Raw genomic sequence first — 26,504 nt, forward strand, 5'->3', positions numbered from 1 at the left:
ACATGCTGGACGTCCGCGCCATCGACCTCTCCTACGGCGCCAGCCGCTGCTTGCGCGGGGTGTCGCTCAGTGTCGAACCCGGCAAGGTTGCCGCGGTCATGGGGCGCAACGGGGTCGGCAAATCCTCGCTGATGCGCTCCATCATCGGGCTGGAACGCATCGGCGGCGGTAGCATTCATTGGGAAGGCACCGACATCAGCACCCTGGCCCCGGCCGAACGCGCCCGGCGCGGCATCGGTTATGTGCCGCAGGGGCGCGAGATTTTTCCGTTCCTGACGGTGCAGGAAAACCTGGAAACGGCGCTGGCCGCCGCGCCGCGTGGCTCAAAAGTGCCATCGGAGATTTTTGACCTCTTCCCCATCCTGCGCAGTTTCTTGCGCCGGCGTGGGGGCGACCTGTCCGGCGGGCAGCAGCAGCAACTGGCCATCGCCCGTGCGCTGACGGCGCGGCCGCGACTGCTGATCCTGGACGAACCGACCGAGGGCATTCAGCCCAATGTCATCAAGGACATCGGCAAGGTCATCCAATACCTGGCCCGCGATCGCGGCTTTGCCGTGGTGCTGGTCGAACAGTATTTTGAGTTCGCCCGCGACCTATCCGACAGCATCACCGTCATGGTGCGTGGTGAGGTGGCGCTGGCCGGCCCGACCAGCGAACTGGACGAACCGGCGGTGCGGAAACTGCTGACGGTCTAAGCGTTCAGGTTACGGAACCGCTCGGCGGCCCAGGCCGCCAGCACGATGCGGTAGGTCGCCACGGCCGCCCCGATCACCGGATGCCCGGCCCAGGCGTGCCGCGCGCGCACCAACCGGGGCGTCGTGGGCGTGGCCGCCCCATAGCGGGGCAGAATTTCGTCGGCGATCAGCAAGGTGATCGGCAAGCCGCAATCAGCCAAGGTCACCGATGCGCCGCAGGCAAAGGGGCCGTCCTCGTCCAGCAACGTTTCCAGCACGCCCATCCGGTCCAGCGCGCGACGGATCGAAGGTGCCGCGACATCGGGCGGCGGGGCGCGGAACAGGGCGCGCAGCGGGGGGTCCACGCCGGTGTCGTGGAACGCAGCCATCTGGCGGATCTTGGCCCGCGCGTGGGCGTCGCCGGGTAGCAGGGTTGGGGTCGGAAAAACCTCCTCGATCCATTCCAGGATCGCGCTGCTTTCCGACAGCACAAAATCCCCATCCACCAGCGCGGGGATCGTCGCGGCCGGCACGATCGCGCGATAGGCGGGGCTGCCATAACCATCCGGCGGCGGCAGGGACTCGACCGACACGCCCTTCAACGCAAAGGCGATGCGCGCCTTGGCGCCGGAGGAGGAGATCGGCAGGTCGTAAAGCATCATCGGCCCAATTCCTCCGGCACCGCACAGAGGCGCCTCGCCTGCATCCAGGCCGCCAGGGTCGGTGACGCAGTGACCACGCACAAGGGCACCGCCAGCCACAACCCCGCCAGGAAGGGCACCGCCCAGACCACAGCCGGCCCCAGCGCGACCGCAAGGACCAAGCCCAGCAACGTATGCGGCCACAGCAAGCGCCAGGCATCGCCCCAGGTGACACCGCGATCGGCGCGGTTCTGCGGCGCCCAGCCGCCGCGCCGGCCAAAGGGCAGCAGCAGCAGGAAGATCGCCTTGTTCAGCACGGATGGTGGTTCAAACAGGGTGGTGAAACCGATCTCGGCCAGCGCCCCCGCCGCGAAGCGTCGGCGCCCGCCGTAGCGCGCGGCCTGCACCGGCTGCAGCAGTACCTGCAGGTACCCCATGAGTTTCGGCGAAAAATAGCAAAGCCAGGTCGCCACCATCACCGCCGCCAGCGCGCCCGATGGGGTCGCGGCGCCGCCGCCCGTCACCACGTTCATCGTCGCCGCCAGAAGCAGCAGCAGCCACAGCGGCGCGCCGAAAAACAGCAGGATCGCCTGCCACAACTGCCAGCGCCCCATCGCCGTCAGCCCAGGCAGCCGCAGCAAGGCGAAATACTGCATGTTCCCAGCCGCCCAACGTTGGTCGCGCCCCAAAAATTCGGGCATGGCGGGCGGGTTGCCTTCCTGGCTGCCGTCTTCGTCAGGCAGGCAGCGGACCTTCCAGCCGGCGGCGTGCAGGCGCACCGCCTCGACCTGGTCATGCGACAGGATGTGGCTGCCGTCGGGCAGGGTTTCCAAGCGCCCATGTGTGCGAAAGGGTGCGATGCGGATGATCGCGTTGTGGCCCCAGTAGGGGCCTTCGTCGCCCTGCCACCAGCCCTGCCCCGTCGCCCAGCTCCGCATCCCCGCGCGCATGCCGAACTGGAACAGGCGGGGGAATGGCGCGACAGCGGGGCGGCCAGTGATCAACTGCTGCAGGATGGCCAGGCGCGGATCCGCCTCCAGGCAGGACACGAGGCGCAGCACCGCGCGGGCGGACATGGCGCTGTCGGCATCCAGGCAGATGAACGCCTCCAGGCCCATCCCGTGGTGGTCGCACCAATCCATGACATTGCCGGCCTTGAAGCCGGTGTTTTCGGCGCGGCGGCGGTATTCGACCGGGATCGGGCGGCCGCTGCGCGCATGGCAAAACGTCGCGATGGCGGTCGCCTCGGCCAGGGCGGCCGCGGGGTTTTGGGTGTCGGAGGCAAACCACAGCACGAAGGCTTCGCCCGCCCCCGCCGCTTCCAGCCCGTCCAGCAGGGTCGCCAACGGCGGTAGCACGGCCGCCATGTCCTCGTTGCGAATGCAGACCAGGATGGCGGTCTTCACCCCTGGCACGTCGGTTTCTCGCGCACGACTCAACTGCGGCACCACGGCCGCCGGCGGGTCGCGCGATCCCATCAGGATGCAAAAACCCAGCAAGGCATTGCCCGCTGATATCGCCGACCACGGCACGGTGCCGACATAGGCCACCAAAATCAGCCATTCCCACACCGTCACCCCGCCTGGCGCGATGGCGCGCCACAGCAGGCCCAGCAGCAATGCGGTGATGGTCAGCGCCAGGGCAGCGAAAATCAGGCGATGCGGCATGGCGGCAGTGATCCCACTCAGAGCGTAACAGGACAAGCGCCGCGCCGCGTGCCAGCATCCGCGGATGGATGCAGACATCATCATCGTGGGGGCCGGCATCGTCGGCCTCGCCCACGCCCTCGCCGCCCGCCGTGCCGGGCTTTCGGTGCTGGTCGTGGACCGCGATGCCCAGGCCAATGGCGCCAGCATCCGCAATTTCGGCTTCGTCACCGTCACCGGCCAGGGGTTCCCGCACACCCATCGCCGGGCCATGCGGTCGCGCGCGATCTGGGCAGAGGTCGCGGCCCTGGCAAAAATTGCCGTGCATCACCGCGGCTTGCTGATGGCCTGCCGTCGGCCTGAAGCCGTGGCCGTCGCCGAAGCCTTTTGCGCCGGGCCAATGGGCACCGGTTGCAAGATGGTCGCGGCCGCCGACCTGCCGCCCATGCTGTCCCCTGGCGTGCTGGCGGCGCTGCACTCCTCGCACGAACTGCGCGTCGAAAGCCGCGACGCCATCCCGCGCCTGGCCGCTTGGCTGGAAGCGACGCAGGAGGTTCGCTTCACCCGCCGCACCGCCGTGCGCGGCGTCGCCCCCGGCATTGTCGAGACCACCGCCGGCACGCTGCGCGCCGAAAAGATCATCGTCTGCCCCGGCACCGATATCGCGACCCTGTTCCCCGAGGTCTTTGCCCGCCGCGACACCACCCTGTGCAAGCTGCACATGCTGCGCCTGGCCGATCCCGGCTGGCGGCTGCCGGCGGCTGTCATGAGCGACCTCGGCATGGCGCGCTACCTTGGCTACGCCCATGAAACCCCCCTGGGCCCCTTGCTGGATCGGTTGGCGGCGGAACAGCGCGATGCGCTGGACCATGGCGTGCACCTGATCGTGGTGCAGGGCGCCGATGGGTCATTGGTCGTCGGCGACAGCCATCATTACGCCGCGACGCCCGACCCCTTCCAGCCGGGGTTTGTCGACGAGATCATCCTGGATGAATTCCGCGCTGTTTTTGGCGCAGCGCCACCGGTCGTCGAACGCTGGACCGGGATCTACCCCTCCGGCCCCGAGGACATGTTCACCGAGGACCTCGGCCCCGGGCTGCGCCTGGTCAGCGTGACCAGCGGCACCGGCGCCAGCACCGCCTTCGGCATCGCCGAGGAAACCCTGGAGAGTTTTGCGTGATCAAAGCCGTCGTTTTCGATTGGGCCGGGACCGTGGTGGACCATGGCAGCCTGGCGCCGATGGGCGCCTTCGTCCGCGCCTTCGGCCAATTTGGTGTGACCATCACCGTGGCCGATGCGCGCGGCCCGATGGGCAGCGCGAAGCGCGACCACATCAAGACCGTGGGCGCCTTGCCGCACGTGGCCAAGGCGTGGCGCGAAGCCCAGGGCAGCGATTTCGACGACGCCGCCATCGACGCGATCTTCGCGGTGTTCGAACCGATGAACGTCGCGAGCGTCGAGGCCCATTCGGCGCTGATCCCCGGCGCGAAGCAGACCCTGGACTGGCTGGCCGCGCGGGATATCCGCATCGGCGCGACCACCGGCTATACGCGGCCGATCATGGCCGTGCTGGCCCCCTTGGCCGCCGCCCAGGGCTTTTCGCCCGAGGTCACCGTCTGCGCCGGGGATTTTGCCGCCGGCCGCCCGGCGCCGTTGCAGATGTGGCACGTCATGTCGGCCATGGGCATCTGGCCGGCCCATGCCGTGGTCAAGCTGGACGACACCCCGGTCGGCATCGCCGAGGGCCGCGCCGCCGGCACCTGGGCCGTCGGCCTGACCCTGTCGGGCAACATGGCGGGGCTGACGGAGGCCGAATTGGCCGCCCTCACCCCGGCCGAAACCGCAGCGTTGCGCAAGACCGCCGCTGTTCCGCTGCTGGCCGCCGGCGCGCATCTGGTGATCGACAGCATCGCCGGCCTGCCCAGCGCCATCGCCCTGCTGGAAGCGCGGATCGCGAATGGTGAGAGGCCCGGGCCCTACGGGTGATGGACAACCCGGCCGGCCGGGGGTTTTCTGCCCCCGCATGACATTCTCCCTCCTTGCCCGATGCCCCGACACCGGCGCCTTCGGCTATGCCGCCGCGACCAGCAACATCGGGGTAGGGGCGCGCATCTGCGCCCTGGCCCCTGGCGTGGGGGGTGTGCTGACCCAGCACCGCACCGATCCGCGCCTGGCCCCGCGGGGGATCGGGCTGCTGCGGTCGGGTTGCGACGCGACCCATACCGTCGCCGCCCTGGTCGCCAGCACGCCGGACCACGCCTGGCGCCAGTTGGGCGTGATCGATGCGACCGGCGCCACGGCGCATTTCCATGGCGCGCGGGTCAAGCCGGCCCATAACGCGGCCCACGGGCCGGGGGTCGTCGCCCTGGGCAATATCCTGGCCAATGACCAGGTGCCGGCCGCGATGGTCGCGGCGTTTTCGGCCGCGACCGGCGTCTTTGCCGACCGCCTTCTGGCCGGCCTGGCCGCCGGGCAGGCCGCGGGGGGTGAGCATGGGCCGGTCCTGTCCGCCGCCCTGCGCATCGTCACCGACCAGGAATTTCCCTACGCCGACCTGCGGGTGGACAAGGCGGATGATCCGATTGCCACCCTGGCCTCGCTTTGGGCCGAATACGCCCCTTGGGCCGATGAGTTCGTTTTGCGTGCGCTGAATGCCAATGCCGCGCGCGGCGGCTAAAAGAAAAGGAAGAACAATGCCCGTCCCGAACCGCCTGATGGACCTGGCCCCCGAGATCAAGGCCTGGCGCCAGGACATCCACGCACATCCCGAACTCGGCTTTTCCGAATTCCGCACCAGCGACATCGTGGCCGCGAAACTGGCGGAATGGGGGATCGAGGTGCATCGCGGCATCGCCGGCACCGGCCTGGTCGGCGTGCTGCGCGGCCAGCCGGGATCGCGGTCGATCGGCTTCCGCGCCGATATGGACGCGCTACCGATGGAGGAACTGACCGGCCTCGACTACCGCAGCCAGAATCCGGGCGCGATGCATGCCTGCGGCCATGACGGCCATACGGCGACCCTTTTAGGTGCCGCCAAATACCTGGCCGAAACGAAGAATTTCGCTGGCACCGTGCACTTCATCTTCCAGCCGGCCGAAGAAGGCGGCGGCGGTGGGCGCGTGATGGTCGAGGAAGGGATGTTCGACCGTTTCCCCTGCGACAGCGTCTATGCGCTGCACAATGACCCGAACCTGCCGCTCGGCACCGCGGCCTGCGTGCCGGGGACGATCATGGCGGCCAGCGACAGGCTGGTCATCACGATCAAGGGCCGTGGCGGCCATGCGGCGCGGCCGCATACGACGATCGACCCGGTGGTGGTCGGCGCGCATGTCGTCGTGGCGCTGCAGAGCATCGTCTCCCGCCGCGTGGACCCGATCCAGAGCAGTGTCGTCTCCCTGACCATGTTCCACGCGGGATCGGCGATGAACGTCATCGCCCCGGTCGCCGAAATCCAGGGCACCGTGCGCGCGCTGAACGAGGAGGTGCGCCAGCAGGTCGCCGCCCTGATCAAGCAGGTTGCCGAAAACACCGCCGCCGCCCATGGCGCCGAAGCCGTGGTCGAATACCGCTGGGGCTATCCGCCGACCGTTAACCATGCCGAGGAAACCGAACGCGCCGCCCGTGCGCTCGACGACATCCTGGGGGCCGACAAGGTGCTGCGCGACAACCCGCCGGTGATGGGCGGCGAGGATTTTTCCTACATGCTGCTGGCCCGCCCCGGCGCCTTCATCCGCCTGGGCCAGGCCGCCCCCGATGGCAAGGGCGCGGTCAACGTCCACAACCCCGCCTATGACTTCAACGACGATATGGCGCCGCTGGGTGCGGCGTGGTTCGCACGCCTCGCGGAACGCGAATTGCCGCGTTGATCCCGCGCACCGTCGGCGTCTTTTCGACCGGCGAGACCTTTGGCGATGCGATCTACAAGATCGTCTTCTGCCGCGCGCTGCGGGCGACGTATCCCGGCGCGCGGATCACCTGGTTCGTGACCGGCACGACGCTGTATGCGTCGTCGCTGTCCAGCGTTGCCGCGCCGCTGTTGGACGACGTGCGCGAACGCTGCGGCATCGGTGCGTCCCCGCGCGAATTCTTGGCGCGCCTGCCCGAAGGCATCGGCCCCTTCGACCTGTTGATCGACACGCAGTCGCTGGCCTGGCGCACGGCGGCGGTGTGGCGGGTGACACACGGCCGCTTCGTCTCCGCGATCCGTCCGCCGCAAAAGCCGGCCGGGCCGCATGTGCTGGACCGGCTTTTTGCCCTGATCGGCGACCCGCCGCGCGACCTGGCGCCGCTGCCGGTGCCCGACGCGATCCGCGCCGCGGCCGAAGCGGCGCTGCCGGGCGATGCCCCACGCCTGGCCATCGCGCCCGGTGCGGGCGGCGTCAAAAAGATCTGGCCGCTGGACCGCTTCATCGCCGTCGCCAAAACCCGGTCGGAAACCCCGGTCTTCCTGCTCGGCCCCGCCGAGGCACCGTTGCGCGCGGCCATCGCCGATGCGCTGCCGCAGGCCATCTTCCCGCTGGAGCACCCGGCCATCGCCGCCAGCGGCGGGCCGCAACCGCTCGCCACCATCGCGCTGGCCGCCCGCTGCCGCATCGGTCTGTCGAATGATTCCGGCGCGGGGCACATGATCGCGGCGTCGGGCACGCCACTGGTGTCGCTGTTCGGCCCGTCCAGCGCCACAAAATTCCGCCCCATCGGGCCGCGCGTGACCGTGCTGCGGGCGCAGGATCACGGCGGCGCCGACATGGCGTTGCTACCGGTGGCCGCGGTGTTGGCGGCGCTGGGTTAGTACATTTTCAAGTCAGGTGGACTCACCTGACGACTCGGAAAATGCGCCAAGACAACAAGCTAGACCGTTTGACGTGAGCCCTTGCGAACGGAAAATGGTCTAGCCGTCGATCGGCAGGCCCAGCGCCAGCCGCCCCGTCAGTTCAAGCTGCGGCATCTCCTGCAAGGGATGGAAGCGCGCGCCCTGCACGTCGCGGAACGCGCGTTCCAGCCCCAGGTCCCGGTAGAAGGCGGCCCCGCCGACCAGTTCCATCGCCCGCTCCACCGTCTCGATCGCCGCCTGGCCGGTCAGGGTGCGGGCGGTCGCGGTGCGGCCGGTGCGCGCCGGGCCTGGCGCCTCGGTCTCGGCGATCCGGATCATGCGGTCGAGCGCCATCTCCGCCTTGGCGAAGGCATTCTCCAGCCGCCCGGCCAGGACGGCGCTGGCGGCCCGGTCGCCCTTGGCCCGCACCAAGGTCAGGGCCTTGTCGCGCGCACCCTCGGCGACGCCGACATAGGCCGAATAGACCAGCGGGAAGGCCATGGCGAAGATGTGGTGGAACAGGATGTGCCACTTGCCCGGCTCCCGCCGCGCGGCGATCGCGGCCTCAGGCACGAAGACCTCCTCCAAGGTCACGTCATGCGACCCGGTGCCGCGCATGCCGAGGGCATGCCAGGTGTCGAGCACGCGCAGGCCCTCCGCCCGGAAGGGCACGCCGAAATGCAGGACAGTCGGGCCTTTCTCGGGATCGTCCAGGATCGCGCTGGTCATCAGCAGGTCGCCCATCGGGCAGCCGCTGGCGAAGCGCTTCCGGGCGGTGATGCGGTAGCCGCCCTCCACCCGCACCGCCTGGCCGGAACTCGGCAACCAGTCGGAGCCGCCGCTGGAGATCAGCACCAGATCCTCCGCGGCGATGCGCCGCAGCAGCGCCTCGACCGGCGCCTGTTCGTGGCGCCAGCGCCAGGCCGGCACCGCGACCAGGTGGCACTGCATGGAAAAGGCCAGCGCGGTCGCGCCGCAATGGGTGCCAAGCCGGCGGATGGCGTCGCAGATCACCCGGTACTCGGCGCCGCCGCCGCCCAGTTCCGCCGGCACCAGCGCCTTGAGGAAGCCGGCGGCGCGCAGGGCCTGGAACCCCTCGGTGACGAAGCCATCCTCCGCATCGTGCCGCGCGGCGGCGGCGGCGATATCGCGGCCGATCTGGTCGGCCAGGGCCACCCAGTCGGTGGTTTCCGTCCCCTTCAACAACGTGTCGGGCATCATGGTGTCGGGCATTGTCGCTCTCCCTGTCGTGGCTTTCGCCGTGCGTGCAGGGTGGCGAGGCGCTGGCAGGCCCTTCAAGGACAGAAAATGGACTTGATTTCATGCGATCGGCGGGATGACCCTGCCGCATGACCAGCTACGGACAGTTCTGCCCGGTGGCGAAGACCTGCGAGTTGTTCGCCGAGCGCTGGACGCCACTGATCCTGCGCGAGCTGTGTTGCGGCCCAGCGCAGTTCAACGATTTGCGGCGGCGCCTGCCGCTCATCTCCAAGACCTTGCTGGCGCAGCGCCTGCGCGACCTGGAACAGCATGGGGTGATCAGCATCACGGAGAAGCCGACGGGCCCGGGGCACGTCTATGCGCTGACGGCCGCTGGCGAGGATTTTCGCCCCATTATCGACGCCCTCAGCCTGTGGGGGCAGCGGCATACCCGGAACATCCTGCAGCCCGAGGATTTCGACCCGGTCTTCTTCCTCATGAGCGTGCGCGGCCAGATTCCCACCTCCGCCTGCCCGGTGGACCGCTTCGTCATCTGCTTCGCCTTCCGTGGACTGCCAGGTGCGAAAACCGCGTCGAAGCATTGGTGGTTCGTGATCACGCATCCGGACATCGAATTGTGCATGAAGAATCCGGGCTATCCGGTGGATGTGGAGATCTCGGCGGAATTGCCGACCTTCACCCGGGCCTGGATGGGCTATGTCGGGCTCGTCGACGAGCCGGCGCGCCGGATGATCGCCTTCGAGGGCGAGCCGGCGGCCGTCGAGCGCGCCAAGGGCCTGCTCGGCCTGTCCGACCGCCCCCGTGAACGCAGGCTGATCTACGGCACGCCGGACATGGTGGACGCGCATCGCGCGTAAGCCGCCGGCAGGGCCGATTTTTCACCATCCCCCCTTGCGCCCCGCCATGCGCCGCGCTGCAACAGCAGCGTCACAGGAGCCGCCCGCACATGCCCGAATCCCATCGCGTCGCAGCCAGCCCCGAAACCATCCGGTTCGGCGCCTTCGACGCCAGCTTCCCCCCCGTGCTGACCATCCGCAGTGGTGAGACGGTGGTGCTGCAATGCGTCTCCGGCGGGCCGGAATCCATGCCGCCCGCGGCCATGGGCATGGCGGTGCCCCCGGCGCTGGCCGCGATCCATGCGGCGATGCCGCCGCGCCTCGGGCCCCATATCCTGACCGGCCCCGTGGCGGTGGAGGGTGCCGAACCCGGCGATGTGCTGCGGGTGGATGTACTGAAGATCGATTTCGGCGCGGATTGGGGCTTTTGCGGCTTCCGCCCCCTGTTCGGCACCTTGCCGGAGGATTTCCCCTACAAGCGGATGCTGCATATCCCGGTCGATCGGGAGGCGCGGACCTGCCGCCTGCCCTTCGGCCCCAAGGAAGGCGGCACCATCCTGCCGCTGCGGCCGTTCTTTGGCGTGATGGGCGTCGCCCCCCCGGCCGATTGGGGCCAGATCAGCACCAAGGAACCGCGCGCCCATGGCGGCAACCTGGACAACAAGGAATTGGGCGAGGGCGCGACCCTGTTCCTGCCGGTGCATACGCCGGGCGCCAATTTCTCGGCCGGCGACGGCCATGGCGTGCAGGGCGATGGCGAGGTCTGCATCAACGCGCTGGAAATGTGCCTGACCGGCACCTTCCGCCTGACCCTGGAAAAGGGCGGCGGCGCAAAAGACCCGGCGCTCAAATTCCCGCGTGGCGAGACGCCGACCCACTACATCACCATGGGCATGAACGAGGACCTGGACCTGGCCATGAAGCAGGCGCTGCGGGAGATGATCGCCTTCATCGTCGAACGCACCAACATCACCCCGGCCGATGCCTACCAGTTCTGCTCCCTGGCGGTGGATTTCCGAGTGACACAGACGGTCAACGGCGAAAAGGGTGTGCACGGCATGCTGGCGAAGGGGTTGCTGGTTTGATCTGAACGGGGCAGCCCACTAGCCCTGGTGGGTCGCCACCTAGTTCTCCACAAGTTTCAGTGCCCGGGGCGAATCGAATGCTTGCCCCGGGGACCCCATCGCCCTTACCAATTGTGGTAGCAGGGCAGATGGGAGCCACAACCTATGGATTGGTCAGACGAGGCAATCGAGACCCTCAAGGCCCTCTGGGCCGAGGGCCATTCGACAGCGGAAATCGGTCGCCGCATGGGCATTTCGAAGAATGCCGTGGTCGGCAAGGCGCATCGCCTGGTGCTGCCCGCGCGGCCAAGCCCGATCCGGCGCGATGGCGTGCCGCGCCCGATCACATCGGGCCGGCCGATCATGGCCGTCGTGCCGCGCCCCGCGCCGGTCGCGCCCCGGGCCAGCGTGACGCGCCCGCCGGCCAGCCCGGTGCAGCGCATCATGGCCGCGGCCCCGCCGCCCGCCGCCCCCCGCGCCGTCGCGGCACCGCCGCCCGTGGTCCGGGCCTTCCCACGCTTTGGCGGCCGGACCTGCTGCTGGCCGCTGGGTGAGCCTGGGACGGCCGCCTTCCGCTTCTGCGGCGGCGATGCGCTGACGGGCAAGCCCTACTGCACCGAACACGCCGCCGTCGCCTATGTGCGGACGCGCGACCGCAGGGAAGATGCGGCCTGAGATCTGGCCGCTGCTTTAAACAATTGGCGTCCCCGGCGCAGACGTGCCATACGGCGCCCGCCGGGGGCGCCAGATAGCGCCGGCGGCATTCCCGCGCGCGCGGGGTCGTCAGCACGCTGCCGTTCCATACCGGACCGCTGGCAGGACGTGACGGCGTTTCCGGCCACATGGGCGGCCTGCCAGTTTCCTCCGGGGGGCTGGCTCGCCTCCCCCGTGCAGCCCGAAGCGCCGCGCTCCGTTCCTGGATAGCAGTCTCCCGGCCGCACCTGCCCGTACCCGCGCCGTACAACCCGCGACGACCCATCCCGGACAGGGCCAGGGCGCCGCAGCCCAGCGCCCCGATGGCGTTGGGCGGATAGGACGACGCATGTTCGACAATTACTTCCGCAAAGACATCACCTGGGGCGACAAGACCCTGACCCTGGAAACGGGCAAGATCGCCCGCCAGGCCGACGGCGCCGTGATGGCGCGCATGGGCGACACCATCGTGCTCTGCACGGCGGTCGGTGCCCGTTCGGTCAAGCCGGGCCAGGACTTCTTCCCGCTGACCGTGAACTACCAGGAAAAGGCCTTTGCCGCCGGCAAGATCCCGGGCGGCTTCTTCAAGCGTGAAGGCCGCCCATCGGAGCTGGAGACCCTGGTGTCCCGCCTGATCGACCGCCCGCTGCGCCCGCTGTTCCCCGAGGGCTTCCGCAACGAGGTCCAGGTCGTGGCGACCGTGCTGTCGCATGACATGGAGAACGACCCGGACGTGGTCGCCCTGGTCGGCTGCTCCGCCGCCCTGACCCTGTCGGGCATCCCCTTCTTCGGCCCCGTCGCCGGCTGCCGCGTCGGCTTCATCGAAGGCGCCTATGTGCTGAACCCGACGCTGGAACAGCGTAAGGACAGCAAGCTGGACCTGATGGTCGCCGGCACCGCCGAAGGCGTGCTGATGGTCGAATCCGAAGCCAAGGAACTGTCCGAGGACGAGATGCTCGGCGCCGTGACCTTCGGTCACCAGGCCTGCCAGGCGGTCATCCAGGGCATCATCGAACTGGCCGAGCGCGCCGCGAAGGAGCCCTGGGCCGTCAAGGAAGTCTCCGAGGCCGAGATCGCGCTGAAGGCGCGCATCAAGGAACTCGGCTTCGCCCCGATGGCCGAAGCCTACAAGGAGACGCAGAAGCTTCTCCGGCAGGGCAAGGTCGGCGCGGTGAAGAAGCAGGTCGCCGATGCCCTGACCGCCGAAGGCCATGATGCCGCCGCCGCCAAGGGCCTGCTCAAGGCGCTGGAAGCCGACGTCGTCCGCAACAGCATCCTGGACACCGGCCTGCGCATCGACGGCCGCGACACCAAGACCGTGCGCCCGATCATGGCCGAGGTCGGCGTGCTGCCCCGCGCGCATGGCTCCGCCCTGTTCACCCGTGGCGAGACGCAGGCCCTCTGCGTCGCGACCCTCGGCACCGGCCAGGACGAACAGGTGATCGACGCCCTGGGCGGCGATTATCGTGAAAACTTCATGCTGCATTACAACTTCCCTCCGTACTCGGTGAACGAGACGGGGCGGATGGGCAGCCCGGGCCGCCGTGAAGTCGGCCATGGCAAGCTGGCCTGGCGCGCCATCCGGCCGCTGCTGCCGGAAAAGACCATGTTCCCCTACACGATGCGCGTCGTGTCCGAGATCACCGAGAGCAACGGCTCGTCGTCGATGGCGACGGTCTGCGGCACCTCGCTGGCGCTGATGGATGCGGCCGTGCCGCTGACCCGGCCTGTCGCCGGCATCGCCATGGGCCTGATCAAGGAAGACCGTGGCTTCGCCGTGCTGTCCGACATCCTGGGCGACGAGGATTTCCTCGGCGACATGGACTTCAAGGTGGCAGGGACCGAGGCCGGCGTGACCGCGCTGCAGATGGACATCAAGATCACGTCCATCACACCCGATATCATGCGTATCGCGCTGGACCAGGCCAAGGGTGGGCGCCTGCACATCCTGGGCGAGATGGCCAAGGCGCTGACCGGCGCGCGCGGCGACGTGGCGGCCAATGCGCCCCGCATCACCGTGATCCAGGTGCCGAAGGAAAAGATCCGCGAAGTCATCGGGACGGGCGGCAAGGTCATCCGTGACATTGTCGAAAAGACCGGTGCCAAGATCGACATCGAGGATGACGGGACGATCAAGATCGCCTCGACCAACCCGGCAGCGACGGAACACGCGATCAGCATCATCCGTGGCATCACGGCCGAGGCCGAGATCGGCGCCATCTACAACGGCACCGTCGTGAAGACCGCCGAATTCGGCGCCTTCGTGAACTTCCTCGGCGCCAAGGACGGGCTGGTTCACATCAGCGAACTGGCCAATGAACGGGTCAACCGCACCACCGACATCATCAATGTCGGCGACAAGGTGAAGGTGAAGGTCATCGGCCACGACGACCGCGGCAAGGTGAAGCTGTCGATGCGCGTGGTGGACCAGGCGACCGGCGCCGACATCAGTGACCAGGTGGGCGCCAAGCGCCCCCGGGCCGAGGGTGAGGAAGGCGGCGAACCCCGTCGTGAACGCAGCGGCGACCGCGACGGCTTCCGCCGCGATCGTGGCCCGCGTCGTGGCGGTGGCGATTTCGCCGCCGACTGACCGGAATACCAAGCCGATGCGTCCGCGCATCGGCTTGGCCCCGGGCCTTGCGAAAGGCCCGTGAACGACTCATCTGCGACCGACGGGACCGCACGCCAGCCGGCCGCGCCCGCAACCGCCCGCCAAGGCCCCGAAGGCCCCGGCCCCAGCAAGAGCGAACGACCAGAAACGTGAAGCCAATCAACGCGATCCGCATGGGCGGTGCCGACGTCCTTCCCCTGGTCGAAGGCGGCAAGGGCGTTTCCGCCACCAATGGGCAAAGCAGCGGCGCCTGGGCCCATGCCGGCGGCGTGGGCACCGTCAGCGCGGTCAATGCCGATAGCTACGACGCGGATGGCAAGGTCATCCCCCAGATCTACCACGCCAAGACCCGGCGTGAGCGGCATGAGGAACTGGTCGCCTACGGCATCGCCGGCGGCATCGCCCAGGTGAAGGTCGCCCACGAGGTCAATGGCGGCCGTGGTCGCATCCACGCCAATATCCTGTGGGAGATGGGCGGCGCGGAACGCATCATCCGTGGCATGCTGGAAGCCGTGCCGGGCATGATCCATGGCGTGACCTGCGGCGCGGGCATGCCCTATGGCCTGGCCGCCGTGGCGCGTGAGCACCACGTCTACATGTATCCCATCGTCTCCAGCGCCCGCGCCTTCAACGCGCTGTGGCGCCGGGCCTATTCCAAGGCATCGGAATGGCTGGGCGGCGTGGTCTATGAGGACCCCTGGCTGGCCGGTGGCCACAACGGCCTGTCCAACAGCGAAAACCCGCGCCAGCCGGAAGACCCCTTCCCCCGCGTCCTGGCGCTGCGCCAGTTGATGAACTCCTTCGGGCTGCAGGCCGTGCCGATCATCATGGCCGGCGGCGTCTGGTGGCTGGAGGAATGGGAGGACTGGATCGACAATCCCGACCTCGGCCCCATCGCGTTCCAGTTCGGCACGCGTCCGCTGCTGACCAAGGAATCCCCGATCCCCGACGAATGGAAGCAGCGGCTGCTGACCCTGAAGCCGGGCGACGTGTCGCTGCAGGCGTTTTCGCCGACCGGCTTCTATTCATCGGCCGTGCGCACGCGGCTGCTGCGCGACCTGGAAGAGCGCAGCGAACGCCAGGTCGCCTATATCGGTGCCGCCGAGGGCGACAAGACCGCCGAATATGGCGTCGGCCCGCGCAAGCGCCCCGTCTGGATGACCCCGGAAGACCGCGCCAAGGTCGAACTCTGGACGCGCCAGGGCTTTACGGAAGCCCTGCGCACCCCGGACGACACGCTGGTCTTCGAAACGCCGGAAGCCGCGCGGGAAATCCTGCAGGACCAGACCGATTGCATGGGCTGCCTGTCGCATTGCCGCTTCAGCAACTGGACGCAGATCGAACCCGACTTCTCGACCGGCAAGCGCGCCGACCCGCGGTCCTTCTGCATCCAGAAGAAGCTGCAGGCGATCGCCCATGGCGGCGGGACCGAGGACAACCTGATGTTCGCGGGCCAGGTGGCGACGCGTTTCGCGCAGGACCCGTTCTATTCGAACGGTTTCATCCCGACCGCCGGCCAATTGGTCGAACGGATTCTCACGGGGCGCTGACTCCCCGGGGCCATGCTGATTGCGCATGGCCCAACCGCCAGCCCGCGACGGTGTTTCACCGTGGCGGGCCTGGAAGCACCGGCTTGGCCGCGCCACCTCCCCGCTAACACGTAAAGCGCGGAGCCTTCATGACCGATCATTCCAACGCCTTGTTCCAGCCCTTCATGCTGGGCGACATCCCTGTGACCAACCGCATCGCCATGGCGCCGCTGACGCGCAACCGCGCCGCGCGCGGCACCGATGCGCCACATGGGTTGAACGCGACCTATTATGCCCAGCGCGCCGACGCGGGCCTGCTGATCTCGGAAGCCACGCAGATTTCCCGACAGGGCCAGGGTTATATCTGGACGCCGGGGCTGTATTCCGAAACCCAGGTGAATGGCTGGAAGCAGGTCACCGACGCGGTGCATGCCAAGGGCGGGCACATCATCGTGCAGCTCTGGCACGTCGGCCGCGTGTCGCATGTCTCACTTCAGGATGATGGCGCCGCCCCGGTCGCGCCCTCGGCCATCGCGGCGAAAACCAAGACCTTCATCGAGACGGGCTTTGCCGAAACCTCGATGCCGCAGGCGCTGGACCAGGCCGGGATCGACGCGATCATCGGCGATTATGTGCAGGCCGCGCAGAATGCGACGCGCGCGGGCTTTGACGGCATCGAACTGCACGCCGCCAATGGCTACCTGATCGACCAGTTCCTCAAGGATGGCACCAACACGCGCACCGACCGCTACGGCGGCTCGGTCGAAAACCGTGCGCGCTTCGGGCTCGAAGTCGTGGATGCGATGCTGAAGGTGTTTCCGGCGAAGCGTTTTGGCGTCCGCATTTCTCCGGTCAGCCCGGCGAATGATGCGGTGACCAGCGACCCGGCCGAGGTGTTTGGCTATTTCGTCGCGGAACTGTCCAAGCGCGGCATCGCCTTCATCCATGTGGTGGAGGGTGCGACCGGCGGTCCGCGCGATGTCGCGCCCTTCGACTACGCGGCGCTGCGGAGGTCGTTCAAGGGCGCCTATATCGCCAACAACGGCTATACGCGCGCCATGGCGATCGAGGCCGTCGCTGAGGGTCGTGCCGACCTGGTCGCCTTCGGCCGTCCCTTCATCGCCAACCCGGACCTCGTGGCCCGGCTGCGCCAGGATGCGCCGCTGAACACGGTGAACCCCGCCACGCTCTATGGCGGCGGGGCCGAAGGCTACACCGACTATCCGGCGCTGGCGGCGTAGCCCTCGGCAAAAACCAGGCGGGAGGTCGAACAGGCCTCCCGCAGGGCGAGCAGGGGCGCGTAGTCGGGGCTGTCGTAGAAATTCCGCAGCGCGTCCATGCTCGGGAATTCCAGCACGACCAGGCGGTGGAAGAAGGGCGCGCCTTCCTTCACCTCCAACTCGGGGCCGCGGATCAAGTAGCGGCCGCCGAAGCGCGCGATCATCGGCGACACCGCCGTGCGGTATTCGCCGAAGCGGCTGGGGTCGGTGACCTCAAGGTCGGCGATCATGTAGGCGGGCATGGCGGGTCTCCCTCAAACCGGTGGCATGGCCTCGGCGGCGGCGCGGTCCATCGCGATGCGCCCGAGGGCATTCCAGCCGCGTTCGTATTGCGGCGCCACCGTAATCGCATCCAGCCGGCCCAGTGCCGCGGCCGCCCGCAGCGGCCAGTATGGGTCGCGCAGCAGCGCGCGGGCCAGCAAGACCATGTCGGCATCGCCATCGGCGACGATCGCGGCGGCCTGCGCCGGTTCGGTGATCATGCCGACCGATGCGGTCAGCATGCCCGTCGCCTGCCGCACCGCGCGCCCGCCCGGCACCTGGTATCCCGGCCCCACCGGGATCCTCTGCGACGGGTCGATGCCGCCGGAGGAGACGTCCATCGCCTCGACGCCCAGGTCCTTCAGCAGCGCGGAGACGCGGATGGTGTCATCGGTGGTCCAGCCGCCCTCGATCCAATCCGTATGGCTGATGCGGACCCAGAGCGAGACATCGGCGGGCAGCACCGCCTTCACGGCACGGGTGGCTTCCAGCAGCAGCCGGGTCCGGCCGGCGAAATCGCCGCCCCAGGCATCGTCGCGGTGGTTCGACAGCGGCGACAGGAACTGGTGCAGCAGATAGCCGTGCGCGCCATGCAATTCGATGATGCGGTAGCCGGCGCGGGCCGCACGGGCGGCGGTTTCGGCAAAAGCCTCGATGACGCCTTCGATCTCGGCCACCGTCATCGCCGCCGGCACGGCAAAATTGCCCATCGGCACAGGGCTGGCCGACAAGGTCGGCCAGGATGGCACGGCGGGGCCGTCGTTCCAGGGCGCGCCCCGGCTGGCCTTGCGCCCGGCATGGCCGATCTGGATGCCGGGCAGCGCGCCGGCATGGGCGATGGCGGCGGCCAGGCGGGCATGGCCGTCGAATTGCGAGTCTTCCCAAAAACCCAGGTCGCCCGGGGTGATGCGCCCGTCGCGGGTGATGGCGGCGACTTCGGTGATGACCAGCCCGGCGCCGCCCACGGCGCGTTGCAGCAGATGCGCCATGTGCCAGTCGGTGACCCGCCCATCATCGGCCGCGCAATATTGGCACATGGGCGACATGCCGATGCGGTTGCGCGATGTGCCACCGGCCAGATCCAGCGGGGCGAAGAGGTCGGTCATGAACCAGGCACTCCAAAAGGGGGCAATTGACCAAGGCGGTTCTGCATCACCACGACCCAGGGCGCACGCCCCGGGCCACGCGGCAGCAGCCGCCCCGATGTATCCGTCGCAAAGCGCGTCAGCACCACGGCATCGGCGACATTGCCGCCCAGTGCCGAAACGCTGCCCGGGGCGGTTTGCAGCACCAGGTCGCAATGCATCGGGCGGAAGCGCCCGACCTCCGCCGCGCGCGCCGACCAGGCGGGCAGCGGTGCCCGGCTGCGGTCGGCGCAGACCAGGTCGCCCGGCGCCGGCACCGCCTGTTCGGGTGCCAGCGGGACAAAGGGCGCCGTGGCCGGCCAGGCCGCCGCCGTCGCGGTCAGCCCGTCCAGGTACAGCGCATGGGACGCATCCGGCGGGAACTCCCGCACATCCACCCCGGCGCGCAGCATCAGGTAGGAGATGAAGGCCGCCGACCAGGGCGGATCGGCCCAGAGCGTCGCCGGCGGCGCCAGGGGATCGGGCGCGTACTCCGCCCTGGCGCGCGCGATCGCGCCCTCATCATCCGGCACGCTGCGCCAATAGGCGATCAGCCGGGGCATGTTGTCCGCCAGCCCTTCCAACCGGGGCGGGACCTCGCCGGGATTGGCCGCGTCCGGCACTGCGATCGCGCCCCATTCGCGCCATTCCTCGGCGGCGATGCGCAGCAGGCGTTCGCGCACGCTGGGCGGGTAGGCCATCGGTGGCCCCAGGGTGGCGGGGGGCGGCGGCGTGGCGCAGCCCGCAGCGAGCAGAAGGGCCAGGCACGAGGACAGGATGGCGCGCATGGGGCCTGCTTAGAGCATGCGCCGCCGAAGCGTAATCGCGCCACGCACCGCGAAAGTGATGCCGCCCGCCCCGCAATCCACTTGCGCGCCGCATGGCCGGGCCGGAACACTCCGGACATGACCTTGATCCTCCGCCCCACCGCCGGTGACAGCGCCCAGGCATGCGCGACCCGCGCCATGCCGCATTCCCAGGCGGACCGCATGCTGGAGGACGCCTGGGCCGATCCATGGACACGCGCATCCTTCCGCGCGACCGCCGCCGGGGTGCTGCCGACGGCGGCCTTCCTCGACGATTCCGACTTGCTGCTGGCGCTGAAGCACCAGGTGATGGCGGGGCTGTTGCAGGTGGCGGACCAGCCGGCCTTCGGCGCGCCCTTCGGCCCCGGCGGCGGCGGCAAGGGCAAGGCGAGCCAGGCGCCGCGCCTGATCGACGAATTCTCCAAGCGCGGCGGCGCCGGCGTCTTCCCCCACATCAGCCGCGCCGATGTCGTGGCGGGCTTGCGCGAACGCCTGGCCGACAAGAAGTCGATCAGCCAGAAGACCACCAGCCTGTGCGGTCCATCGGCGCTGTGCACCAGCCTGCTGCACGACGACCCCGATGTGTACGTGACCTATGTGATCAGCGTCTGGGAAACCGGCGTCGGCAAGCTGGGCACGATCGTCGTGAAGCCGGGCGAGGATTGCCGCAACTACAAGCCCAAGCCCATGCCGTCGAAGTTCAGCGGCAAGCCGCGCAACTTCATCGCCCCGGTCGATTGGGTGGCGCTGGCCAGCCTGCGCGATTCCGAGAACGACGTCTTCGACTACGACGACGACGACGACGCGGCCGGCGGCATCACCATGCCGGAGGACCTGGCCGAATGGTTCACCAAGGTCGGCTACCGCGACCAGCGCAACGAGACCAACATCTGGTTCACCAAGGGGGCCGCGAACATCGATGAGGCCGGACGCCTGCGATCGCAGGGCTATGCCGTCGCGCTGTTCATCTGCGCCAACATGATCCAGGCCAAATCGCAGCGGGACCACGGCGTCTTCACCATCCCCGACCATTGGATCCTGCTGAACCACACCTCGGGCTTCACCCAGGGGTCGATCGACCTGAACATCTGGTCCTGGGGCGGCGACATCCAGGTGCCCGACAAGGGGCGCCTGTCGGAGGATGATTTTTCCGGCAATTACTTTGGCTATGTCGCGGCGCGGCCGGGGTGATGGGCGTCGCCTAACCCTCGTCCTCGTCCGGCACCACGCCCAGCCGCTTCAGCCGCCGGCGCAGCGCATAGACCTGGTCCAGCAGCGACAGCACCACCGGCAGCGCGTCCTCGTTCACCGCCAGGTCGTCGCGCAGTTCCAGGATCAGCCGGACCCGTTCGACGTCGATCTCCTGGAACACCAGGCCAGGTTCGGGGTGGACGTAGCCCTCGGCGATCCAGCGTTGCAGATCCTCGGGCGAGAGGGATGCGAAGCGGGCGCGGAGGAGGTCCAGCGTGATCATGTGGTCGCGGCCTCCAACCCGGCACGGGGGTCGAAGGCGGCGTCAGGCTCCCAGTCCTTGAGGAAGGCTTCCAGCGCCGCATCCGGCGGGCCGGTCACCACCTTCAGCGTCAGGAACAAGTCCCCCGCCGCCCGGTCGCCATGCTTGGCGATGCCGCGGCCGCGCAGGCGGATCTGGCGCCCGGTGTCGCTATGGGGCGGCAGGGTGACGCGCACCGGGCCGCTGGGCGTGGGCGCCGTCACCGGCCCGCCCAGCACCGCCTCCTTGATCGTGACCGGCAATTCCACCCGCAGGTCCATGCCGTCGCGCTTGAAGACCGGGTGCTCGGCCACGTCCAACTCGATCATCGCATCGCCGTCCGGGCCGCCGTTGCGCCCGGGCGCCCCCTTGCCGCGCAGGCGCAGGATCTGGCCGGTGACGACGCCGGGGGGGATTTTCACGGCCAGGCTGTGCCCATCCGGCATCGTCAGGTGTTCGGTGGCGCCGAGGGCGGCCGACAGGAAGGGCACCGCCAGGCGATAGGCCTGGTCCTGGCCGCGGCGGGGGGCCGCCTCGGCGCGGCGCCGGGCTTCGAACATGTCGGCGAACAGGTCCTCGAACACATCGGCATTGCCGGCGCCATAGGCGCCGCCTGGGCGGTAGCGTTCGCCGGGTGCCCCCTCCGCCTGCTGGCGGTAGCCGCCGGTGGGGCGCAGGGGCTGGCCCTCGGCGTCGATCTCCCCGCGGTCGAAGGCGGCGCGGCGGTCGGGGTCGGACAGCAGGTCATTGGCGGCGGAGGCGGCCTTGAACAGCGCCTCGGCCGCCGGCTTGCCCGGGTTCAGGTCCGGGTGGTGCTTGCGGGCGAGCTTGCGGTAGGCCGCCTTGATGGCCTCCGGCGTCGCATCGCGGGCGAGGCCAAGAACTTTGTAGGGATCATCGGCCATCGTGCCATCCTGTCTGGCGAAACCGCGCCGCCGTTATTTTGCCCGCGCCCAGGTTCAACGTCCACATGGGGCCAACCGCTTTGCCCAAGGCCGCGCCGCCGGGTAATCTGGGCGCCACACGATGGAAGCCCCGATGTCCACGACCGGCCTGCCACCCTACGACGACGCCAACATCTTTGCCCGCATCCTGCGGGGGGAGATCCCCTGCAAGCGGGTGGCCGAGGATGACCACGCCCTGGCCTTCCACGACATCAACCCCCAGGCGCCGGTGCATATCCTGGTCGTGCCCAAGGGGCGCTGGGTCTCGCTGGCCGATTTCGCGGCCGGCGCCAGCGATGCCGAACAGGGCGGCTTCTGGCGCATGGTCGGCGCCGTCGCCCGCGACGCGGGGCTGGAGGCCAGCGGCTATCGCATCCTGTCCAACATGGGCGCCGAGGGTGGGCAGGAAGTCCCGCATTTCCACGTCCATGTCTTCGGCGGCCGGCGGCTGGGCCGCATGGTCGCGGCACCCGCCCCTTGAAGGAGCCCGATCCCCGCGCGGCGCTGACGGCGGCGGGCCAGTTGCCCGATGCGGAGCTTGATCTCGCGACCATCGCCCTGCACTTCGCCCTGATCGATACCCCCGATGGCGACTGGCGCGGGGCGATGGACCACCTGACCGACATCGCCCGCGCCATGACCCTGGCGGCGGAGCAAAGCCCCGCCGCCGAGCAGGGCGATGCAGAGGCCCGCCGCGGCGTGCTGGCCGAGGTGATCCACGGCGACTTCGGCTATGCCGGCGACAGCGAGACCTATGACGACCCGGCGAACGCCAATCTGCTGCAGGTGATCGAGCGGCGGCGCGGGCTTCCGGTCGCGCTGGGCCTGCTGTGGATGCATGCGGCCGATGCGGTGGGCTGGCCGGTGCATGGGCTGGACTTCCCGGGGCACTTCTTCCTGGCGCTGGAGGGGGTGCGTGGCCAGGTGGTGGTCGATCCCTTCAACGAAGGGACCGCGATGGATGCCCCGGCCCTGCGCGAGGTGCTGAAGCGGGTCGAGGGCCGGCAGGCCGAGTTGCGGCCGAACATGGTCGCCCCGGTGGAACGCCGGTCGGTGCTGCTGCGCTTGCAGAACAACATCAAGCTGCGCCGGTTGAAGGCGCAGGACATGGCGGGCGCGCTGGCCTGCACCGAGGACATGCTGCGCCTGGCGCCGGATTCCGCGCCGCTGTGGCGGGAGGCGGGGTTGATGAACCAGCGGCTGGACCGGATCGGCGCGGCGCTGGTCTGTCTGGACCGGTTTTTGGCGCTGGTGCCGACGGGGGAGGCGGCGGAGCGGGTGAAGGGGGTGATGGAGGAGTTGCGGCAACGCTTGAACTGAGGTTTTCCTTAGGTTTTTGCTGTTTCGGACAAATTGCCGGGGGCTTGCGGGCGCCCCCAGTTTAACGTTCCGACCGCCGCCTGGACGGCCTAGCATGCCCCCCAAAAGGGGCAGTCCGAGGCAAGGGAGGATGCGCCATGGCGATCGCCACCGTATCGAGCCGCATGCTGGCCACCGCCGAGGAGCGACGCACCCTCAGGCAATTCGTGCAGCGTGTCGTCAGCGAGCGCGGGTTTGGCCCGGATGCCTGCGACTTCACCTTCGGCAACCCCCAGGAACCGCCGCTGCGCGGGCTGGTCGAGGCGCTGATCCGCCACGCGGAGCCGCGCGGCGTGCACTGGTTCGCCTATATCACCCACAACCCGGTGGCGCGCGAGGCGGTGGCCCGGTCGCTGCGCCAGGCGCGTGGGCGGCCCTACCAGGCGGCCGATATCGCCATCACCGCGGGCGGGTTTGGCGCGCTGGCGGCGGCGCTGCTGGCCGTGCTGGAACCGGGTGACGAGGTTCTCTATCCGCGCCCGGGCTGGTTTTTGTACGGCGGGCTGACGCGCGCGGCGGGGGGCACGCCGGTTCCGGTGGATCTGGTGCCGGGGAGTTTCGACCTCGATCTTGGCGCCATCGCCGCCGCGATCGGGCCGCGGACGCGGGTGGTGGTGGTGAATACGCCGCATAATCCGACGGGGCGGATTTTTCCGCGTGCCCAGCTTGATGCGTTGGCGGGGTTGCTGGCCGAGGCATCCGAGCGGCATGGCAAGGTGATCTATCTGTTGGCCGACGAACCCTATGCGCGGATCGTCTTCGACGGGCACGTGCATATCAGCCCGGCCGAGAGCTATCCGCATACGCTGGTCGCCTATTCCTACGGCAAGGTGCTGCTGGCGCCGGGGGAACGGCTCGGCTGGCTGGCGCTGTGCCCGGATATGCCGGAGGCCGACCGCGTTGCGCTGCGCGACGCCGTGGAGCTGGCCCAGATGTCGCACGGCTGGGCTTTTGCGGGGCAAACGCTGCAGCGCGCGCTGCCGGAGTTGGAGGGTCTGTGTATCGACGTGACGGCGTTGCAGCGGCGGCGCGACCGGATGGTCGAGGGGTTGCGGGCGGCGGGCTATGAGGTGGCGGTGCCGGAGGGGACTTTTTATCTCGTGCCGCATGCGCCGGAGGCGGATGATGTGGCGTTTGCCGCCCGGCTGGCGGCCGGGGATGTCTGGGTGCTGCCGGGCAGTGTGGCGGAGATGCCGGGGCGGTTTCGGATCAGCCTGACGGCGACGGATGCGATGGTGGAGCGGGCACTGCCGGTGTTTGCGCGGGTGATGAGGGCGGTGCGGGGGTGAAGGACTGGATCGGCTGCTGGCGTTGCCGAAGGGCGTGGTTGCGGATCGGGTGACAGGTGCGATGGAAGATTTGCGGCACTGGTTGAACTAGATACAAAAGGCGGAGTTTTCGACGTTTCGGTCAAATTTCTGCTCGGTCGGTTCGGCAGTTGCTACACCAGATTGACTCAGCGTTTGTGGTGCGTATTGAGTTTGATGCCCTTCGAGAATCCATCATGCTGTCTTCCGCTCCCAAACGACCGTCCGAGTTTATTATTTCAGATAAACAATGGAGAGCAGTTAGTGCCTTGGAAAAACTACCGGAAGTAGGCCTGCAGGTGGCAATTTTTATAAATCACTTCGGCGCCATTGAAAATTCCCTGCCATCTCTTTTTTCAAAAATTACTGGAATAGATGGATCCACCAGCGAGCACTTGCTGGGAGTTAGCACCAGCTTTTCCCAACGTCTCGGAATAGTCGAAACAGCCTCGCTCGCAGTCGAAATGACTGAGGGATTTAATGCTTTCTATGATGAATTATTTTCAGAAATTAAATTTCTTGAAGGGCGACGCAACAGTTATTGCCATTCCTTATACACGAATACGGGCCACGCAGATCAAATTCGGATGATTTGTTATAAAACGGATGGAAGACGCGCAACAAAAGAAGAAATAATTACAGCCTTGTCCGTAAAAAAAGATTGCGCTCGGGCTGAACGAGTATCACTTTCATTATTTTATCTCCTCGAGGGAACAAGAATACTATCGAAACCCCTAAGAAGAAAAAATCAAAAAAATCCCCCTTCTAAATCAGCAACGTAGACAAAACAATTTGGGCGCCGCCCTATTTATTTTAGAATACATTTTTTATCCCGTGCGCAGTTGCTCACGTGCATTGGCTGGAGGGCAGCGGCGCACATCTCCCGTGGGCGGGAATTCATTAGCACGCCCCGCCAAAAATAGGTATAAAAACCGCGCTTGACCCACACCCCACCCCCACCCACCTTGCAAGGGTAGATTCCCAAGGACCGCCCCCAGGCCGCATGGCATTGCCGACCCCTTTCCGCGCTCCATCGCTGATGCAGCCAAACCCGGTGCTGGACCCGCAGACACGCCGCACGATCGACGAACGATCGGGCGCCATCCTGCGCCAAATCGTCGAATTGTATGTCGAGACGGGGGAACCCGTCGGCTCCCGCACCCTGTCCCGCCGCCTGCCCGTCGCGCTGTCCCCGGCGACCATCCGCAATGCGATGGCGGATCTGGAGGATGCTGGGCTGCTCTATGCCCCCCATACCTCGGCCGGGCGGCTGCCGACCGACCGGGGGTTGCGGCTCTTCGTCGATGGCTTGCTGGAATTCGGCGACCTGGCGGAGGAGGATCGCGACACGATCGCCGCCCGCTGCGCCGCCGCCGGGCGGTCGATGCAGGATACGCTGGCCGAGGCGGGGACCATGCTCTCGGGCCTGGCGGGGGCAGCAGGGCTGGTGGTGGCGCCCAAGGGCGAGGCGCCGGTGCGCCATATCGAATTCGTCGGCCTGTCCCCCGGCCGGGCGCTGGTGGTGCTGGTTACCGCCGATGGCCAGGTGGAAAACCGGGTGATCGACATCCCCGCGGGCCTGCCGCCCTCGGCCCTGGTGCAGGCCAGCAATTACCTCAACGCCCGGCTGGGCGGCCGCACCCTGGACGATGCCAAGCGCGATATCGAGGATGAGGTCGCCGCCCACCGCACCCAATTGGATGCGCTGACCGAGGCCGTGGTCGGCGCCGGCTTGGCGACCTGGGCAGGCGGCGGGGCACAGGGGTCGCTGATCCTGCGCGGCCAGTCGCGGCTGTTGCGGAACCTGGAGGGCCTGGCCCAGGTGCAGCAGATCGAGGCGCTGTTCGAGCGCCTGGAAGCCGAGGAGACGATGCTGCGGCTGCTGGACCTGGCGCAGCGGGGGACCGGGGTCCAGATCTTCATCGGTGCCGAGAACGGGCTGTTCGACAGCGCCGGGCTGTCGATGGTGGTCGCGCCCTTTGGCGCCGCGACCGGGCCGGATCGGCAGCGGGTGGTGGGCGCGATCGGGGTGATCGGACCGACGCGGATCAATTATCGCCGGATCATCCCGGTGGTGGATTACACGGCGCGGGTGATCGGGCGGTTGCTGGGCTGACGCCCATTTATTCGTTGCCCATTTATTCGTTGCTTAGGCGCCGCGCGGCGACCAAGACTATCCCCGGCGGACCTGACCGGATCGCGACAG

26 protein-coding genes are annotated in these 26,504 nt (G+C 68.3%); 18 read left to right on the top strand and 8 right to left on the bottom strand.

Features of this window, described 5'->3' with window-relative positions:
• The first annotated feature begins 2 nt into the window (after positions 1-2).
• Positions 3-695, top strand: coding sequence for an urea ABC transporter ATP-binding subunit UrtE (gene urtE, locus ACQW02_RS20780; RefSeq protein ID WP_431281812.1), 693 nt, complete (start codon positions 3-5; stop codon positions 693-695).
• Here the strand turns inward: urtE and ACQW02_RS20785 are convergent.
• Both ACQW02_RS20785 and mdoH read right to left on the bottom strand, forming a co-directional pair.
• Complete coding sequence (locus ACQW02_RS20785) at positions 692-1,336, bottom strand: glutathione S-transferase family protein (protein WP_431281813.1); 645 nt, start codon at positions 1,334-1,336, stop codon at positions 692-694. The two genes, urtE and ACQW02_RS20785, sit on opposite strands and share 4 nt — an antisense overlap.
• Positions 1,333-3,081 (bottom strand): glucans biosynthesis glucosyltransferase MdoH, encoded by a 1,749-nt coding sequence (gene mdoH, locus ACQW02_RS20790; RefSeq protein WP_431281814.1) that lies wholly within the window; start codon positions 3,079-3,081, stop codon positions 1,333-1,335. Before mdoH ends, ACQW02_RS20785 begins: the two co-directional genes overlap by 4 nt.
• Between mdoH and ACQW02_RS20795 the strand changes: the two genes are divergently transcribed.
• From ACQW02_RS20795 to ACQW02_RS20815, 5 genes are read left to right on the top strand one after another with little or no spacing between them, the layout of a single operon-like run.
• The gene (locus ACQW02_RS20795) at positions 3,047-4,141 is read left to right on the top strand and encodes a TIGR03364 family FAD-dependent oxidoreductase (protein WP_431281815.1); all 1,095 of its coding nucleotides are present in this window, start codon (positions 3,047-3,049) and stop codon (positions 4,139-4,141) included. The genes mdoH and ACQW02_RS20795 overlap by 35 nt on opposite strands.
• Positions 4,138-4,947, top strand: coding sequence for a phosphonoacetaldehyde hydrolase (gene phnX / locus ACQW02_RS20800; protein ID WP_431281816.1), 810 nt, complete (start codon positions 4,138-4,140; stop codon positions 4,945-4,947). The genes ACQW02_RS20795 and phnX overlap by 4 nt, the downstream gene beginning before the upstream one ends.
• Before the next feature lie 37 nt (positions 4,948-4,984).
• Positions 4,985-5,638: a DUF1028 domain-containing protein gene (locus ACQW02_RS20805; protein ID WP_431281817.1), complete on the top strand. Its 654-nt coding sequence runs from the start codon at positions 4,985-4,987 to the stop codon at positions 5,636-5,638.
• A gap of 16 nt (positions 5,639-5,654) precedes the next feature.
• Positions 5,655-6,827: a M20 aminoacylase family protein gene (locus tag ACQW02_RS20810; protein ID WP_431281818.1), complete on the top strand. Its 1,173-nt coding sequence runs from the start codon at positions 5,655-5,657 to the stop codon at positions 6,825-6,827.
• The gene (locus tag ACQW02_RS20815; protein ID WP_431281819.1) at positions 6,824-7,750 is read left to right on the top strand and encodes a glycosyltransferase family 9 protein; all 927 of its coding nucleotides are present in this window, start codon (positions 6,824-6,826) and stop codon (positions 7,748-7,750) included. The genes ACQW02_RS20810 and ACQW02_RS20815 overlap by 4 nt, the downstream gene beginning before the upstream one ends.
• 99 nt (positions 7,751-7,849) lie before the next feature.
• On the opposite strand, the gene ACQW02_RS20820 is transcribed toward ACQW02_RS20815, so the two are convergent.
• Positions 7,850-9,004 (bottom strand): acyl-CoA dehydrogenase family protein, encoded by a 1,155-nt coding sequence (locus tag ACQW02_RS20820; protein WP_431281820.1) that lies wholly within the window; start codon positions 9,002-9,004, stop codon positions 7,850-7,852.
• A 116-nt stretch (positions 9,005-9,120) separates the two neighbouring features.
• Here ACQW02_RS20820 and ACQW02_RS20825 point away from each other — a divergent pair, with 116 nt between their 5' ends.
• From ACQW02_RS20825 to ACQW02_RS20850, 6 genes are all read left to right on the top strand, one after another.
• Positions 9,121-9,849 carry a winged helix-turn-helix transcriptional regulator gene (locus tag ACQW02_RS20825; RefSeq protein WP_431281821.1) on the top strand — a complete coding sequence of 243 codons (729 nt, stop codon included), beginning with the start codon at positions 9,121-9,123 and terminating at the stop codon, positions 9,847-9,849.
• An 89-nt stretch (positions 9,850-9,938) separates the two neighbouring features.
• Entirely contained in the window at positions 9,939-10,913 is a 975-nt protein-coding gene (locus ACQW02_RS20830) for an acetamidase/formamidase family protein (RefSeq protein WP_431281822.1), read from the top strand.
• A 144-nt stretch (positions 10,914-11,057) separates the two neighbouring features.
• Positions 11,058-11,567, top strand: coding sequence for a GcrA family cell cycle regulator (locus ACQW02_RS20835; RefSeq protein ID WP_431281823.1), 510 nt, complete (start codon positions 11,058-11,060; stop codon positions 11,565-11,567).
• Between the two features lie 367 nt (positions 11,568-11,934).
• The gene (pnp, locus tag ACQW02_RS20840; protein WP_431281824.1) at positions 11,935-14,175 is read left to right on the top strand and encodes a polyribonucleotide nucleotidyltransferase; all 2,241 of its coding nucleotides are present in this window, start codon (positions 11,935-11,937) and stop codon (positions 14,173-14,175) included.
• A gap of 170 nt (positions 14,176-14,345) precedes the next feature.
• Complete coding sequence (locus tag ACQW02_RS20845; protein WP_431281825.1) at positions 14,346-15,746, top strand: NAD(P)H-dependent flavin oxidoreductase; 1,401 nt, start codon at positions 14,346-14,348, stop codon at positions 15,744-15,746.
• Between the two features lie 128 nt (positions 15,747-15,874).
• Positions 15,875-16,966: an alkene reductase gene (locus ACQW02_RS20850; RefSeq protein WP_431281826.1), complete on the top strand. Its 1,092-nt coding sequence runs from the start codon at positions 15,875-15,877 to the stop codon at positions 16,964-16,966.
• Here the strand turns inward: ACQW02_RS20850 and ACQW02_RS20855 are convergent.
• Genes ACQW02_RS20855 through ACQW02_RS20865 form a run of 3 tightly spaced genes read right to left on the bottom strand, consistent with a single transcriptional unit; the run spans position 16,945 to position 19,178 of the window.
• Positions 16,945-17,247 carry a DUF1330 domain-containing protein gene (locus ACQW02_RS20855; protein WP_431281827.1) on the bottom strand — a complete coding sequence of 101 codons (303 nt, stop codon included), beginning with the start codon at positions 17,245-17,247 and terminating at the stop codon, positions 16,945-16,947. The two genes, ACQW02_RS20850 and ACQW02_RS20855, sit on opposite strands and share 22 nt — an antisense overlap.
• 12 nt (positions 17,248-17,259) lie before the next feature.
• Complete coding sequence (locus ACQW02_RS20860) at positions 17,260-18,372, bottom strand: NADH:flavin oxidoreductase/NADH oxidase (RefSeq protein ID WP_431281828.1); 1,113 nt, start codon at positions 18,370-18,372, stop codon at positions 17,260-17,262.
• Positions 18,369-19,178: a DUF2272 domain-containing protein gene (locus ACQW02_RS20865; protein WP_431281829.1), complete on the bottom strand. Its 810-nt coding sequence runs from the start codon at positions 19,176-19,178 to the stop codon at positions 18,369-18,371. The genes ACQW02_RS20860 and ACQW02_RS20865 overlap by 4 nt, the downstream gene beginning before the upstream one ends.
• A 117-nt stretch (positions 19,179-19,295) precedes the next feature.
• Here ACQW02_RS20865 and ACQW02_RS20870 point away from each other — a divergent pair, with 117 nt between their 5' ends.
• Entirely contained in the window at positions 19,296-20,387 is a 1,092-nt protein-coding gene (locus ACQW02_RS20870) for a hypothetical protein (RefSeq protein WP_431281830.1), read from the top strand.
• 10 nt (positions 20,388-20,397) lie between these two features.
• On the opposite strand, the gene ACQW02_RS20875 is transcribed toward ACQW02_RS20870, so the two are convergent.
• Positions 20,398-20,670, bottom strand: coding sequence for a chaperone modulator CbpM (locus ACQW02_RS20875; RefSeq protein WP_431281831.1), 273 nt, complete (start codon positions 20,668-20,670; stop codon positions 20,398-20,400).
• Positions 20,667-21,593 carry a DnaJ C-terminal domain-containing protein gene (locus tag ACQW02_RS20880; RefSeq protein WP_431281832.1) on the bottom strand — a complete coding sequence of 309 codons (927 nt, stop codon included), beginning with the start codon at positions 21,591-21,593 and terminating at the stop codon, positions 20,667-20,669. Before ACQW02_RS20880 ends, ACQW02_RS20875 begins: the two co-directional genes overlap by 4 nt.
• Before the next feature lie 133 nt (positions 21,594-21,726).
• Between ACQW02_RS20880 and ACQW02_RS20885 the strand changes: the two genes are divergently transcribed.
• From ACQW02_RS20885 to hrcA, 5 genes are all read left to right on the top strand, one after another.
• Entirely contained in the window at positions 21,727-22,113 is a 387-nt protein-coding gene (locus ACQW02_RS20885; protein ID WP_431281833.1) for a histidine triad nucleotide-binding protein, read from the top strand.
• Positions 22,110-22,952, top strand: coding sequence for a SirB1 family protein (locus tag ACQW02_RS20890; protein ID WP_431281834.1), 843 nt, complete (start codon positions 22,110-22,112; stop codon positions 22,950-22,952). Before ACQW02_RS20885 ends, ACQW02_RS20890 begins: the two co-directional genes overlap by 4 nt.
• Positions 22,953-23,089: 137 nt before the next feature.
• On the top strand, positions 23,090-24,280 hold the full coding sequence (locus ACQW02_RS20895; protein ID WP_431281835.1) for an aminotransferase class I/II-fold pyridoxal phosphate-dependent enzyme: 1,191 nt from the start codon (positions 23,090-23,092) through the stop codon (positions 24,278-24,280).
• 179 nt (positions 24,281-24,459) lie between these two features.
• The gene (locus ACQW02_RS20900) at positions 24,460-25,080 is read left to right on the top strand and encodes a hypothetical protein (protein ID WP_431281836.1); all 621 of its coding nucleotides are present in this window, start codon (positions 24,460-24,462) and stop codon (positions 25,078-25,080) included.
• Positions 25,081-25,337: 257 nt separating this feature from the next.
• Complete coding sequence (gene hrcA / locus ACQW02_RS20905; protein ID WP_431285949.1) at positions 25,338-26,414, top strand: heat-inducible transcriptional repressor HrcA; 1,077 nt, start codon at positions 25,338-25,340, stop codon at positions 26,412-26,414.
• Positions 26,415-26,504: the final 90 nt, after the last annotated feature.

Source organism: Humitalea sp. 24SJ18S-53, from assembly GCF_050632385.1.
Taxonomy (GTDB): domain Bacteria; phylum Pseudomonadota; class Alphaproteobacteria; order Acetobacterales; family Acetobacteraceae; genus Humitalea.

Coding starts and splice junctions, on each gene's coding strand:
- ACQW02_RS20825 (WP_431281821.1), top strand. CDS start 9,121: ATGACCAGCTACGGACAGTTCTGCCCGGTGGCGAAGACCTGCGAGTTG.
- ACQW02_RS20875 (WP_431281831.1), bottom strand. CDS start 20,670: ATGATCACGCTGGACCTCCTCCGCGCCCGCTTCGCATCCCTCTCGCCC.
- ACQW02_RS20895 (WP_431281835.1), top strand. CDS start 23,090: ATGGCGATCGCCACCGTATCGAGCCGCATGCTGGCCACCGCCGAGGAG.
- ACQW02_RS20880 (WP_431281832.1), bottom strand. CDS start 21,593: ATGGCCGATGATCCCTACAAAGTTCTTGGCCTCGCCCGCGATGCGACG.
- mdoH (WP_431281814.1), bottom strand. CDS start 3,081: ATGCCGGCCCCCACGATGATGATGTCTGCATCCATCCGCGGATGCTGG.
- ACQW02_RS20855 (WP_431281827.1), bottom strand. CDS start 17,247: ATGCCCGCCTACATGATCGCCGACCTTGAGGTCACCGACCCCAGCCGC.
- ACQW02_RS20820 (WP_431281820.1), bottom strand. CDS start 9,004: ATGCCCGACACCATGATGCCCGACACGTTGTTGAAGGGGACGGAAACC.
- hrcA (WP_431285949.1), top strand. CDS start 25,338: ATGCAGCCAAACCCGGTGCTGGACCCGCAGACACGCCGCACGATCGAC.
- ACQW02_RS20805 (WP_431281817.1), top strand. CDS start 4,985: ATGACATTCTCCCTCCTTGCCCGATGCCCCGACACCGGCGCCTTCGGC.
- ACQW02_RS20865 (WP_431281829.1), bottom strand. CDS start 19,178: ATGCGCGCCATCCTGTCCTCGTGCCTGGCCCTTCTGCTCGCTGCGGGC.
- ACQW02_RS20785 (WP_431281813.1), bottom strand. CDS start 1,336: ATGATGCTTTACGACCTGCCGATCTCCTCCTCCGGCGCCAAGGCGCGC.
- ACQW02_RS20870 (WP_431281830.1), top strand. CDS start 19,296: ATGACCTTGATCCTCCGCCCCACCGCCGGTGACAGCGCCCAGGCATGC.
- ACQW02_RS20835 (WP_431281823.1), top strand. CDS start 11,058: ATGGATTGGTCAGACGAGGCAATCGAGACCCTCAAGGCCCTCTGGGCC.
- ACQW02_RS20860 (WP_431281828.1), bottom strand. CDS start 18,372: ATGACCGACCTCTTCGCCCCGCTGGATCTGGCCGGTGGCACATCGCGC.
- ACQW02_RS20795 (WP_431281815.1), top strand. CDS start 3,047: ATGGATGCAGACATCATCATCGTGGGGGCCGGCATCGTCGGCCTCGCC.
- ACQW02_RS20850 (WP_431281826.1), top strand. CDS start 15,875: ATGACCGATCATTCCAACGCCTTGTTCCAGCCCTTCATGCTGGGCGAC.
- pnp (WP_431281824.1), top strand. CDS start 11,935: ATGTTCGACAATTACTTCCGCAAAGACATCACCTGGGGCGACAAGACC.
- ACQW02_RS20810 (WP_431281818.1), top strand. CDS start 5,655: ATGCCCGTCCCGAACCGCCTGATGGACCTGGCCCCCGAGATCAAGGCC.
- ACQW02_RS20830 (WP_431281822.1), top strand. CDS start 9,939: ATGCCCGAATCCCATCGCGTCGCAGCCAGCCCCGAAACCATCCGGTTC.
- ACQW02_RS20885 (WP_431281833.1), top strand. CDS start 21,727: ATGTCCACGACCGGCCTGCCACCCTACGACGACGCCAACATCTTTGCC.
- urtE (WP_431281812.1), top strand. CDS start 3: ATGCTGGACGTCCGCGCCATCGACCTCTCCTACGGCGCCAGCCGCTGC.